Below are 13265 nucleotides of genomic sequence, written 5' to 3' on the forward strand. Positions count from 1 at the left end.
AATTCGTGTTAAAATGAAAAATAAGTTCTCTTTTAAAGCAATATTACTGGCGGCGATGGTGACGGCTACCCTAAGCGCCTGTAAAAAAATGTTTGATATCAATCCGGGTACGGAACTCGATGCCAGCCAGATGTACCGGAACGTATACGATGCCGATGCAGCAGTAATGGGCATCTATGGTAAATTCATGAGCCTGGCCGACCGGTATATCATTTTAAATGAACTGCGCGGCGACTTGCTGGAGTATACCACCAATGCAGATGAGAACCTGCGGCAGATCAGCACGCACAATGTAAAGCCCGAAAACCCGTATGCAAGCCCACGGCCTTTCTATGAACTGATCCTGAACTGCAACGATGTGCTGAAGAACTTCCTGATCATGCGGGAAAAGAATACCATGAAAGAAGCAGAGTTCAACCAGCGCTATTCGGATATTGCCTGCCTGCGTTCCTTTCTGTACCTGCAGCTGGGCATCCATTACGGCGATGAAGTGCGTTATGTAACAGATCCATTGGAAACCATAGATGCTGTTAAAGACGAGAGCCGGTTTCCCAAAGTAAAGTTTGACGACCTGCTGGACAGCCTGATCACGTTCACCGAAAAGATCCCTTTCAGAGACCCCTATCCTACCGGTACCACGCTGAATATTACACTGGACGGGCACCCCAGCTCCTACTTTTTTATCAACAAGAAATGCCTGCTGGGCGATCTGTACCTGTGGAAAGGGAATTATTACCAGGCAGCAACCTATTACCGGCAGGTAATGGAAACCGCTACTGTAGGAAGCCAGGGTACCACTTATTATACCCGTTATAAACTGGGCTGGAGCACCGACATTAATTCTTATGTTGCCTATACAAGGGCGGGGGATGCCTCCTCTCTCAATTTTACAGATGGCTGGCGTTTATTATTCGAGGGGCCATACGATGATCGCTTTTCGCGGGAATGGATATGGGCATTACCTTATGACAGCCGGTTTAGCCCGGATAATCCGTTGATCAAATTGTTCTCTCCTGTTAACGGCAGTTACCTGGTAAAACCTTCGCAGGAGATTATTGACAACTGGAAAGACCAACAGCAAAAGCCTGTCGCCATAGCTGGCACAGGAGGTGGTATTCCTTACGATGCCCGCGGGGCCCTGAGCATAAAGAGTATTGGGGGACAACTGGTGGCCATGAAGTTTTTGTATAATTATCTTAATTATGCCACCGGATTACCGGTTAATCCTCTGGTTAAAAACGGCAAATGGTTCTTATTCCGGCAAACGCATCTACACCTGCGTTTTGCAGAAGCTACCAACCGCAATGGCTATCACCGGTTGGCCTATGGTTTTATCAATGCAGGTATTGGCGGCGCCTACCCGGTACCTGCCAATACACCCAATGTTACGCCGTATCAAAACACCCTGGCCTATCCGGCGCCTTATAATTTCGACGCCCGCAATGGCGAGATACCCTATTTCAGGAGTGACTGGTACCGGCATATTGGCATCCGCAGCAGGGCACTGCTGGTGGATGACGTAGTACCTGCCGGTTCGGACAGTGCTACCTATATCGAAAACAGCCTGTTGAATGAGGGCGCGCTGGAGAATGCCTTTGAAGGCACCCGCTGGCCCGACCTGCTGAGGATAGCCCGCCGCCGCAATGACCCGGCTTTTCTGGCCAATAAAGTGTATTCAAAATTGCTGAAAGACGGCGTTCCGGATGCAGAAGCAGTCAAACAAAGATTGATGGACAAGCAGAATTGGTACCTGCCTTTTAAATTGTAATGTCAGGCTGAGCCGCCCTTTAAGGGCGACCCACCCTTAAGACGCCTTCGACAAGCTCAGCCTGACATGCGTTAAGGAGAGACCAGGTATTTTGCCCCTTTAGGGGCTCTAGCTTTGTAGAGATCATATCAAAGTGTATTCATGCCCCTTTAGGGGCTACCCTCAAACCGGGCTCACAATAAACTAAAAAGCAAGCTGCGTAGAACAGCTTGCTTTTTTTTGAGCTACGGGAAAGCCTGCATAAAATATTGGCTATTTATGAGGAGTGATTAGTTTAGTATTTCTGTTTCAACCTCCGCAGAAAAGGAACCAGCATGGGCACCCACTTTTTGTAACGCCTGTATTGTTCGCCAAAATGGGCAACCAGGTCACGCTCTTCGAATTGAATGGCTACCAGTATATATACCGTAGTAAGGATGGCAAACAACAAATGGGCCATTGTCATGGTAGGGGTAGCCCAAAATGCGATCATAAAACCCAGGTATAGCGGATGACGCACCATTTTATAAAACAAGGGAAGCCTGAAAGGCAACGGCTCATAAGCCTTGCCCTTAAAATACAGCCATACCTGGCGCAGACCAAACAGGTCAAAATGGTTGATGAGAAAAGTACTGGTAAACACGATAGACCATCCGCTGAGATAGGCAATAGACAATACCGCCTTAAGTCCGCTATGCTCCACATTCCAGACAATTCCCCCCATGGGCTGCCACTGCCACATCAGCAGGATAAGGCATAGACTGGCCAGCAATACATAGGTGCTGCGTTCCAACGGCGCGGGTACATACCTCGTCCACCATTCCTTAAAGGCAGGCCTTGCCATAATGCTGTGTTGCAATGCAAACAGCAGCAGCAGGGAAGCATTGATCAATACAGCACTCATTAAGGAAGTGCGCGGTTCGCTATCAATAGATTTGGGTACAAACAGGTTCCCTACAAAACCCATGGCATACAGGATAGTGCCAAGAAACAGGCAGTAACAAAGAATACCATACAGCAAAAACAATACTTTCTTCATGGCTGATAAGAATTTATGCCGTTCAGGAACGGGCCGGTGATTGATTAAAAGAATAAAGGTTATTTTTATTAGTGCACTGCAAGATTAGAACAAGAACAGGCCCGAGAGATGCGTAGATTAGCAAAAGGACCTACATCCTGCGTACTATTGGCCATATTTTGAGGAAGGGGGAAATCCCGTAATGCCATGAAAAGTTGGAGCAGCCGGCTCAATATAAAGAGACATTTACACAGGAAATCAGGCCGTTTGATCAGGAAATGTTCTTTAACCCGGGAAAAAACGTGTATTTACATTCCGATAAGCCCAAGCCTTTGGCCCATGAAGTTATTGCCCATTATTTCATCCCTCTTCCTGGCAGTGACCTGCTGCCTGTTTCACTACTCAGTAGTGGGCCAGTATAAATTTGATAAAGCCGTTTACCTCAACAAAGAGCAGGGCCTGTCTGCCAACCATGTAAGGGGTATACAAAAAGGCCCGGATGGATTTATCTGGATCGCCACCCGCGAAGGGCTGTGCCGGTTCGACGGACAGCAATTCAAAACCTATAAAGAAGGGAGCGATCTGCGTTACTCCTTATATGATAATACCGTCAATGTCGTATTGCCCCTCGCCAATGAGGTTTGGGTAGCTACCAGCCAGGGCCTATCAGTACTCGATACGCGCAAGGGAACCTTCCGCCATTACCAGATCGGAGAAACAGGTAAAACAGATAGCCTGACAAAGGCTTTTAATTTTGGCATCAATTCACTCAACAAGGATTCCGCCGGCAATATATGGGTGGGTACCATTTACAATGGGGTGTGGCGGTACGACCGTGCAAGGGATAACTTCCGGCGCTATGCTTACCCTGCTGCTGCCTATCCCTTTATGGTGCCCGTATTGGGTTCCAACAGCAATATTCTCGCCATAGAACCCAACCGGAACAATGACTCCATTATCTGGGCAGGAACGCTTTCCGGTCTGCAGGAGATCAATCAGTATACCGGCGCTGTAAAATGGTATGTGTATCCTCAAAAGGATAAAGGCTACCAGATGGCCGTCAACGTTTTCCGGAGATTGTACCACCATACTGATGGATTGCTGTATGTAGGCAACTGGTCGGCAGGCGTCCAGGTCTTTGATCCTGCCACCGGCGCCTTACATCCATTACCTGCAAGCAGGCAGTGGCAGGCCGAACTAAATTCTGCCATTTTCAGTATTTTCCGGAAAAGCGATCATGAGATATGGATCACTACCCTTGGGGGATTGCTGGTATACGATACCCAACTGAAAGATGTGACCTGGGCGCGCCTCAACAATCCACAGAAAGACCTTTACTACGGTATCCATTGTATAGATGAGTACAACAGGATATGGTATGGCAATATTAATGGTATCCAATACTTTGATCCGGCCACGCAGCAGTTTACCAATTATTCTTTCATTGAACTCTATGGCATGGACTGGGCTTTCGCACAGTTTATCGTAAGCGACAAAGCAGGCAGGGTGATCACGGTATGCCCCATCCAGGCCAATGGGCTCTATGTGTTTGACAGGCAAACCACCAGTTGGACAAAGCTGCCCTTCAAAGGCCCGGCGCCTTTTACCAAACTACAGGTATATGGTTTTGCAGCATTACCGGATGGTAAGCTGGCTATTTCCGCCTCCGATGGATTATTTACCTACGATGTGCCTACCCGGCAGCTGGAGGCCATGAAACCACCACCTACCCGGTTTCATCAATGGCGCGATATCATTACCGACAAGCGGGGCCGTCTTTGGCTGGCGGCCGGCGCCGATGGATTGATCTGTTGGGACCAGCGTACGCATCAATACCGGAATTATACGAAATATATCTGGCCGGATGATTCTTCCAAACTGGCCGACCGGGTTGTCAACTTATATGAGGACAGCCGTGGCAATATCTGGTTTACCCGCAATGCAGGAATGGGGGTGTACCTGTCCGGCAAGGATAGCATTATCAACTTCCTGTACGCCCAGAACAAATCAAACAGCTTTCCCTTCGTTCACCGGTATACGGAAGACAGTGCCGGGCGGGTATGGGCAGCCAGCAATGCAGGCTGGCTGGGATATGCTTTATCCGCATCGCCTGAGAAAGGCATTGTATCGAAGATCTACCTGCCTGCAAAAAACGTGGATGGAAGAATATATTCTCTCACCAGCGATCGGCAGGGCAATATCTGGGGTTACAATGATAAACAGCTTTTCCGGATCAATTCGGGTGATACCAATATCACTACTTTCAATTTTCAGTATGGCATAAAGGAGGTTGACTTTTATCATTTCTCCTTTCTTCCCACCGGCGAAATGCTCCTGGGTGGCCGCAACAATATAGTACTGGCCAACCTCAAGGATTTTAAACGCAATGATGAAATACCTGTACCCTATATCAGCGACCTGCAGGTACTGAACCAGCCTTTCGCATTCCCAGCCTTGTTCAACGACACCGTGCTGGAGCTTTCCCACCAGCGCAATTTCTTTACCATTGGTTTTTCGGCGCAGGCTTATACCCTGGCCAATGAAGTACGGTTCCGTTACCGCCTGCAGGGCTTTGATGAATGGAAGGAAGTAACGGGCCGCAATGCCGTGAACTATACCAATGTGCCGTCCGGCACGTATACCTTCCAGCTGCAGGCAGCCAATAATGAAGGTATATGGAACCCTAAAATATTACAACTCACTGTCCATATTGCTACCCCCTGGTGGCAAACCTGGTGGTTCTATACCTTGTCTTCTTTACTGATCGGTGCAATTGTATACTGGTTGTACCGGTTCCGCATCAGGCAGGTAAGGAAGAAAGAACAATTGAAGACCCAATACGAAAAGAAGCTCGCCAATGTAGAGATGAGCGCCCTGCTGGCGCAGATGAACCCCCACTTCTTATTCAACTGTCTCAATTCCATTGATAGTTACATTATTAAAAATGAATCGAAGAAGGCCTCGGAATACCTGAACAGTTTTGCCCGGCTGATGCGGCTGATCCTGCAAAACTCCCGGTCCAATTACATCAGCCTGAAAGATGAGATGGAAACCCTGGAACTATACCTCCAGATGGAAGGGTTACGCTTCAGGGATCAGTTTCAATATGATATCAGGATCATTACACAAACCGATACGGGCTCTATTGTGATCCCTCCCATGCTGATACAACCCTATGTGGAAAATGCCATCTGGCATGGGCTGATGAACAAGAATGATGGTACAGATCGGAAAGTGGAATTGTTGGTAGAGGAACGGGACAATAACCTCTTTTGTGTAATCCAGGACAATGGCATCGGCCGGATAAAAGCACAGGTACTCAGGTCGCAGAAGCTTGCCGGCAAAAAAAGGTCAATGGGCATGCAGATCACGCGCGACAGGATGGAGATCATCAACAAACTGTACGATGTCAACACCAGTGTAACCATCACCGACCTGGTGGATGAACAGGGTAATGCCTTGGGCACCAAGGTAGAGCTGATGATACCATTGTAAGGGAGGAGGTATTAGCTTTTAGGTATTAGCTATTAGGCGTTAGCGCAGCAATCCTGGCCTGGCGAAGCAAACGATTCTGTATTCTGTATTCTAAATTCTGTATTCTCTAAATGTATTTCATATGATCAAAGCAGTTATCATTGACGATGAGCACCACAGCATTGAAACGCTGAAATGGAAGCTGGAAAATTATTGCCCCGAGGTATCCGTCATAGCTTCTTTTGAAAAGCCGGCGGAAGGGGTAGCCTGGCTCAAACAAAATGAGCCCGACCTGTTGTTCCTGGACATTGAGATGCCCATGCTCAATGGGTTTGATGTGCTGGAAGAACTGGGCAGGGAGATTGCCTTTGATGTGATCTTTACCACAGCCTACGACAATTTTGGTATCCAGGCCGTTAAGTGCAGCGCGCTGGATTACCTGTTAAAACCCGTACAGAATAAGGAGTTGAAAGAGGCCATCGAAAAGCACCAGCACAAAGCACAACGGAAAATACCGGCCGAGCAGGTAGAAGCATTACTCACCAACGTTCAGGCAGAGAAGAAAGGAAAGATGGGACGCATAGCCCTGGCCTCGAAAGAAAGCATTGAATTTGTAGATCCCCAGGTGATCATTTGTTGCGAGGCAAACAGCAATTATACCACGGTGTACCTGACCGATAACCGGAAAAAGGTAATATCACGCATATTGAAAGACTTTGAGGATATGCTGGCACCTTATCATTTTTTCAGGGCCCATAATTCTTACCTGGTCAACCTCAACCAGGTGCGCGAGTTTATCCGGGGTGATGGCGGCTACCTGGTGATGGAGAACAAGATGAAGATACCTGTATCAAAAAACCGACGGGAAGAATTGATGAACCTGCTGATGTAAGCGACTAACATCCTAAACCTATATGAAGTACCACTATGCAGGAAAACGGTAACATAAGAACGAAAGACGGCTGCACGATCGGCATGAATATCTATGTGCAGGATGCCACCCAGGGTAAGGTCATTCTGATCAGCCCCTCGGTACTGGCCACACAAATGCATTACCATGAACTGGCTGTTTTTCTCCAATCGAAAGGCTATCCGGTCATCACCTTCGACTATCGGGGTGTTGGCAGGTCGGCCCCTGAAACATTGAAAGGATTCAAAGCTGGTTTATACCAATGGGCCGTGCAGGATATAGATGCCGTGATCCGTTATGCCCGCAACCAGTTTCCCAACCACGAGATCATTGTCATAGGCCATGGCCTCGGAGGTGAAATGATCGGCCTTTCCCCTGCCAGCCAATACATTGGCCGGCTCGTGCTGGTAAACAGTTCGCTGACCTGCAAAAAACTATGGCCCTGGAAAGACAGGGTACGCATGGTATTTCTAAAATCTTTTGTTCGCTTGTCAAGTGTATTCTTTGGTTACTTCCCCGGTAAGACCACCGGTATGTCGGACGACCTGCCCAAAGGGGTAATCTATGAATGGCTGGATTGGTGCAGTAATAACAATGGCCTTTTTGATAAATTCCCCGACAACAATTACCGTAAACTACAGATACCGCTGCTGGCTGTCAGCTTTTCCGATGACTGGCGCTCCCCACGAAGGGCAGTACAGGAACTGCTCCATTATTTTTCCGGCACGCAGATCACCTGGCACCATTTCAAGCCGGCAGATATAGGTCAGAAAAAGATCGGCCACCTCGGGCCATTCAGAAAAAACTGTAAAGAGGGTTTGTGGAATGCCATTGCTGCCTGGATAAAACACCAGGCTTAGGGTGGGTCGCCTTTCAAAGGCGGCTCACCCGCGTCAGTTAAGGGTTCATGAGTTCCTTTACCCCCGTATACTTCTTCAGGTCTATCAATTCCATCGGCGCCGATTGTTTGTTCCAGTAGGCATGCACCGCCATAGCGGCACCTACTGCAGATGCCTGCGCAATGGAAGCAGCATATACTTCTACCTGCGGGTAGGCCATGGCCAGCAGGTTCATATAAATGGGATTACGGCTAAAGCCGCCGTCTACAAATAATTTCTTTACTTCCTTGTTCATCACCAGGTTGGTGGAAGCTACCTGCTGTTCCATAATATCCATCAGCAGCTGGTGATAACCTTCTTCGTAGGTAGCAAAACTGTCCAGCGATCTTTTGCCAAAAGCCGATTGCTGTAAAAGCTGGGGAGCGCTTGTTGCTCCCGGCACTACTGTAGAAGAAGCCAGCTTCGTCATGATGGCGGGATCGAAAGCCACCTTCTTATAGTGATCCGGCGATAATTTAAAATGCTCACCCAGTTTCTTTACCTGCTGCTCATGTTCATAGCCTGCAAACAAACGTGAGGCTTTCACTGGCCTGGCCCTGAATTCCATATAACAAAGGCAATCAAGCTGCAGCTCTTCGGCCAGCAGGCGCGACTGATTGAAGGGATTGAGCGTAATACACCAGGTGCCTGTAGAGATCAATACAAAAGGTTCATTGAAGTTAGACAGGTAAGGGATCAGGGCAGCAGAGCTGTCGTGCAATCCTACCCCACTCAGTATGGGCCTGCCATTGATGGAAGCAGGAATGAGCTGGTTGGAAGGAAAAATAGGCGCCAGCTTATCGATCACCGCTTCCCGGAACAACCATTCATGGTAATGGTTCTGTGAAAAGTTCCAAAGGCCTGTATGACAACCGATGCTGGTAATATCAGAATAGGTTTTCCCGGTGAGCAGGTAACTCATGTATTGGGGAAGGTGCAGGGAGTATTTGATCTTGTCAAACAGCGCCGGCCGCTGGTGCTTCAGCCAGTAAAGCTGTAAGCCGGAGTTGAGGTTACCCAATGCCGGCGAAGCGGTATGAATGGAGAACGTGATCTCGCCGCCATATTGCTGGTAAAATCCCTTTTGCAGATCGGCCGGGTAAGGCTTCAGGTAATTGTACAAAGGCGCCACCGGCTTGCCTTCCGCATTGATGTGTACAAAGCTGGCCCCATAGGTAGAAAAATTCACTGCTCTAAGCGTAAACTCACGCATGGCAAGGATCTCCTGCAGGGATTGCTTTACCCATTGCGTCAATGCCACAATGTCTTCACACGGATCACCATCTTCATCTGTTGTTTCAGAGAAAGGGGTAGACCGTTCCAACAGCATATTGTAATCCTCATCAAAGAGGAAAAATTTCTTATTGGTCTTACCAATGTCAAATATTGCTATAATAGGAATAGGCATCACAAACCTGTTGCTACCGTTTTTTGTCCACGGTCTTTAATTAGTTGCTCTCTCACTTTTGCCGAGCGATACAATGCAAGCGGCTGTAGAGCGCCACCGGCCTGTAAACGGGCTTCTGCTACCAGCGGACGCACATCCGTACGGTAAGCCTGTTGCAGTATTTCCTGCGCCCTGGCCACATCATTGCTATCCTGCGCCTGTTGCAGCGCCTTCGTATCTACCAGCAGCGCCTGTGCATAGGCGATCTTGATGGCTTCTACCGATTGCAGCAGGTCTTCCAGCGGATCTTTCACGTTGTGCGAGGCGTCGATCATCCAGCCAAGGTCCGAAGCATGGTTCATCGACCGGGCATCCATCCCTTCTACCAGTTCATTAAAGATGAGGAACAGCTGGTAAGGATTGATGCTGCCTACGGTAAGATCATCATCTCCATATTTGGAATCATTGAAGTGGAAACCACCCAGCTTGCCTTCATTCAGCAGCAGGGCTACTATTTGTTCAATATTGGCATTCGGTAAATGGTGCCCAAGGTCCACCAATGTATATGCCTTCGGGCCCAGCTTGGTAGCATACAACAAGGATTGCCCCCAGTCACCCACCGTCATGGAATAGAAATTGGGTTCAAATGCTTTGTATTCCACAAACATCTTCCAGTTGGCTGGCAGTGCGGCATAGATCTCCTGCAGGCCTTCCAGCGTACGTTGAAATGCCTTGCGGAAATTCAACTGGCCGGGAAAGCAGGAACCGTCCGACAGCCATACGGTAATGGAATCAGAGCCCAGCTCTACCCCATGCTTTATCACATCGATATTGTGTTCAATAGCTTGTTTGCGTACGGCTTTGTCTACATGCTGCAGGGAGCCGAACTTATAACTGTGCTGCTGGTCTTTCTGGTCCTGGAAAGTATTGGAGTTCATGGCATCGAAGCGCAGGCCATGTTGAGCGGCCAGGGTTTTGATGGCCTGTGCATTTTCCGGCACATCCCAGGGAATGTGCAGCGATATAGCGCCGCCCGATTGGTTGAGGCTGTGCAGCAAGCCTACATCTTCAATTTTCTCTTCTATACTGCGCGGCTCACCACCGCCGGAGAAACGGCCAAACCGCGTGCCGCCCGTACCCAGGGCCCAGCTGGGAATAGCCACCTGGAAATCCCTTAGCTTTTGAATAACTGTTTTAACGTTGGGAACATCAGCAGCTACAAAATCAAACTTCCGTGTATGTTGAGTGAGCAGATCATTATTATGGCCTTCTATGATATACTTTTCCACTTGCATGTTCAATCGTTTTATGGTAGGTAAAATACTTCTTTTAAAGGAATACTGATGGGTGAATTATCATCATTCGTTTCCATGATGTCTTTCATATAGGCCCACCATTTTTGCATCACCGGCTGTGCAGGCAGGTTGTCCAGCGCCTTAGGGTCTTCTGCTTTGAGCACACCAAACAGACTGTTGGTGCTTTCATCGAGAAAGATCGAATAGTCGCTGATACCTGTTTGTTTGAGCAGTTGCTCCAGTTCAGGCCAGATTGTATCATGCCGTTTGAGGTATTCCTCTTCGAATCCTTTGTAGAGTGTCATTTTGAATGCAACGCGTGCCATATAACTACTTTTGGTCCGGAAGTCGGAAAAGTCCGAAAGTCCGGAAGAATATTACCTGATAATCAAAAATACTTACCGTCTTCCCGACTCACGGTCTTCCGGTCTTACCTCACAAACGCCATCGCTACACCACCATCCACATTCAGCACATTACCGGTCGACTTATTCAACAGCCCGCCTACGAATACAAAGCAGGCATTGGCGATATCTTCCGGTAATATGATCTCATTGAGCAAGGTACGTTTGGCATAGAAAGCCGGAAGCTCTTCCACTTTCACGCCATAAGCTTTGGCCCTGCCTTCGGCCCAGGCCCCTTCCCATATCTTACTGTCGGAGATCACCGCATCGGGATTCACTACATTCACGCGGATATTATCCTTGCCCAGTTCAGCCGCATTGAGGCGGCTGAGGTGCAGCTGCGCTGCTTTGGCAGATCCATAACCCGCATTGTTCGGCCCTGATACCAGTCCATTCTTGCTCACAATATTGAGTACATCACCACCCAGGTCCTGCTTGCGCATAATGTTTACACCAGCTTGTGTAACGAAGAACTGCCCTTTTACCAGCACGTCATACAGCAGGTCCCAATCTTTTTCTGTATGCTCTTCAATGGGTTTCGAGATAGACAGTCCTGCACAGTTCACCACAATGTCGACACCACCAAAGGCAAGTGCTGAAGTGGTATAGGCATTAGTAATATCCTGCTCACTGGTCACATCCAACACCACCGTGCTGAAAACATCTTTGCCGTATTTCTTTTGAAATTCTTCTTTGGCTCCTTCCAGTCTTTGTGCATCATTGTCATTGATGATCACACAAGCTCCTTCATCAGCAAACTTCTGTGCAATGGCCTTACCAATGCCACCGGCACTGCCCGTTACCAGGGCGATCCTGCCTGATAATGCTTTAGGCTTTGGCATACGCTGCAACTTGGCCTCTTCCAGCAGCCAGTATTCAATATTGAATGCTTCCTGCCGTGGTAAAGAGGTGTAGGAGGAGATGGCCTCTGCCCCACGCATTACGTTGATGGCATTCGTATAGAATTCAGCCGCTACCCGCGCTGTTTGTTTGTCTTTCGCAAAGGTAAACATGCCTACACCCGGGTACAGGATCACCACCGGGTTAGGATCACGCATGGCCGGACTATTCGGATGTTTGCAAGCGTTATAATAATCTGCGTACATTTTACGATAGGCCTCAAAAGGGGCCGCCAGCTGTTCCTTGAGGGCCTTTTCATTGCTAAGGTCCGCATCCTGCGCCAGCTCCACCACCAGCGGGCTGATCTTTGTACGCAGGAAGTGATCGGGGCAGCTGGTGCCCAGGGGCGCCAGCCTGTCGAGGTCTTTGGAGTTGATGAACTGCAGTACCCGGTCATCGTCTGTAAAATGTCCTACCATACGGGTATGGCTGGAACAAAATCCACGGAGCACAGGCGCCAGCAAAGCAGCCTGTTTCAACCGGTCTTCCTTTTTCAGCGATTGTAGCTTAGCGCCACCGAAGATGGCTTCTTTCTTTGTTTTTGATTCAATGAATTCGGCACAGCGTTCTATCACTTCCAGGGTATTGATATAACTTCCATAAGCCGTGTCCCCCCAGGTGAAGAGCCCATGAGAACCCAGCATAATACCCTTGATACCGGGGTTTTCATCCAGGCATTGTTTCAGTTTGAGGCCAAGGTCGAAGCCCGGGCGCTGCCACTCTACCCAGCCGATGCTGCCATTGAAAAGCTCCTGCGTAATGCGCTTGCCATCTTTTGCAGCAGCAATAGCGATCGCTGCATCCGGATGCAGGTGATCAATATGTTTGAAGGGCAGAAATCCATGCAGGGGCGTATCGATGGAAGGAGCTTTGGAGCTCAGGTCAAATATGCAATGGTTGAACAGTTCTACCATTTCATCTTCGAATTCAATGCCACGGTATACATTGGTAAGACTGCGCAGCCTTTCTACGTATAATGCCGCCAGACCGCTTTTTTTAAGGGTACCAATATCCCCCCCCGAACCTTTGATCCACATTACCTCGGTTTCTTTGCCTGTCAGCGGATCTTTGGAGATCACCTTACAGGAAGTGTTGCCACCGCCATAATTGGTGAGCCGCAGATCGGCGCCAAGGAGATTAGAACGATAGATCAACAAAGCCACTTCATCACCGGCCATTGATGCCGCTGTAGCTTCATTCCACAGATAACTTACATGCTTAAATGTTGATGTAGTAACAGACATTTTCGAGT

The 13265-nt window shown here is 48.5% G+C and carries 9 protein-coding genes; 4 read left to right on the top strand and 5 right to left on the bottom strand.

The window, feature by feature from the left end; all coding sequences use genetic code 11:
* Positions 1-13: 13 nt before the first annotated feature.
* Complete coding sequence (locus D3H65_RS19060; RefSeq protein ID WP_119051832.1) at positions 14-1768, top strand: RagB/SusD family nutrient uptake outer membrane protein; 1755 nt, start codon at positions 14-16, stop codon at positions 1766-1768.
* 274 nt (positions 1769-2042) lie between these two features.
* On the opposite strand, the gene mddA is transcribed toward D3H65_RS19060, so the two are convergent.
* On the bottom strand, positions 2043-2786 hold the full coding sequence (gene mddA, locus D3H65_RS19065) for a methanethiol S-methyltransferase (protein ID WP_119051833.1): 744 nt from the start codon (positions 2784-2786) through the stop codon (positions 2043-2045).
* A gap of 318 nt (positions 2787-3104) precedes the next feature.
* Between mddA and D3H65_RS19070 the strand changes: the two genes are divergently transcribed.
* From D3H65_RS19070 to D3H65_RS19080, 3 genes are all read left to right on the top strand, one after another.
* A complete protein-coding gene (locus tag D3H65_RS19070) occupies positions 3105-6260 on the top strand; it encodes a ligand-binding sensor domain-containing protein (protein WP_162915719.1) in 3156 nt (1051 codons plus the stop codon).
* A 121-nt stretch (positions 6261-6381) separates the two neighbouring features.
* Complete coding sequence (locus D3H65_RS19075; RefSeq protein WP_119051835.1) at positions 6382-7131, top strand: LytR/AlgR family response regulator transcription factor; 750 nt, start codon at positions 6382-6384, stop codon at positions 7129-7131.
* 35 nt (positions 7132-7166) lie between these two features.
* Positions 7167-8009, top strand: a complete 843-nt coding sequence (locus D3H65_RS19080) for an alpha/beta hydrolase family protein (RefSeq protein WP_119051836.1) — start codon at positions 7167-7169, stop codon at positions 8007-8009.
* Between the two features lie 37 nt (positions 8010-8046).
* On the opposite strand, the gene D3H65_RS19085 is transcribed toward D3H65_RS19080, so the two are convergent.
* From D3H65_RS19085 to D3H65_RS19100, 4 genes are all read right to left on the bottom strand, one after another.
* Complete coding sequence (locus D3H65_RS19085) at positions 8047-9435, bottom strand: FGGY-family carbohydrate kinase (protein WP_245999530.1); 1389 nt, start codon at positions 9433-9435, stop codon at positions 8047-8049.
* Positions 9435-10709: a TIM barrel protein gene (locus tag D3H65_RS19090; protein WP_119051837.1), complete on the bottom strand. Its 1275-nt coding sequence runs from the start codon at positions 10707-10709 to the stop codon at positions 9435-9437. Before D3H65_RS19090 ends, D3H65_RS19085 begins: the two co-directional genes overlap by 1 nt.
* A gap of 11 nt (positions 10710-10720) precedes the next feature.
* Positions 10721-11035: an L-rhamnose mutarotase gene (gene rhaM, locus D3H65_RS19095; protein ID WP_119051838.1), complete on the bottom strand. Its 315-nt coding sequence runs from the start codon at positions 11033-11035 to the stop codon at positions 10721-10723.
* Between the two features lie 104 nt (positions 11036-11139).
* Complete coding sequence (locus D3H65_RS19100) at positions 11140-13257, bottom strand: bifunctional aldolase/short-chain dehydrogenase (protein ID WP_119051839.1); 2118 nt, start codon at positions 13255-13257, stop codon at positions 11140-11142.
* Positions 13258-13265: the final 8 nt, after the last annotated feature.

The sequence above is a fragment of the Paraflavitalea soli genome (assembly GCF_003555545.1).
Taxonomy (GTDB): Bacteria; Bacteroidota; Bacteroidia; order Chitinophagales; family Chitinophagaceae; genus Paraflavitalea; species Paraflavitalea soli.

Excerpts from the sequence above, each read along its gene's own strand:
- D3H65_RS19060 (WP_119051832.1), top strand. The coding sequence starts at position 14 with ATGAAAAATAAGTTCTCTTTTAAAGCAATATTACTGGCGGCGATGGTG.
- mddA (WP_119051833.1), bottom strand. The coding sequence starts at position 2,786 with ATGAAGAAAGTATTGTTTTTGCTGTATGGTATTCTTTGTTACTGCCTG.
- D3H65_RS19070 (WP_162915719.1), top strand. The coding sequence starts at position 3,105 with ATGAAGTTATTGCCCATTATTTCATCCCTCTTCCTGGCAGTGACCTGC.
- D3H65_RS19075 (WP_119051835.1), top strand. The coding sequence starts at position 6,382 with ATGATCAAAGCAGTTATCATTGACGATGAGCACCACAGCATTGAAACG.
- D3H65_RS19080 (WP_119051836.1), top strand. The coding sequence starts at position 7,167 with ATGCAGGAAAACGGTAACATAAGAACGAAAGACGGCTGCACGATCGGC.
- D3H65_RS19085 (WP_245999530.1), bottom strand. The coding sequence starts at position 9,435 with ATGCCTATTCCTATTATAGCAATATTTGACATTGGTAAGACCAATAAG.
- D3H65_RS19090 (WP_119051837.1), bottom strand. The coding sequence starts at position 10,709 with ATGCAAGTGGAAAAGTATATCATAGAAGGCCATAATAATGATCTGCTC.
- rhaM (WP_119051838.1), bottom strand. The coding sequence starts at position 11,035 with ATGGCACGCGTTGCATTCAAAATGACACTCTACAAAGGATTCGAAGAG.
- D3H65_RS19100 (WP_119051839.1), bottom strand. The coding sequence starts at position 13,257 with ATGTCTGTTACTACATCAACATTTAAGCATGTAAGTTATCTGTGGAAT.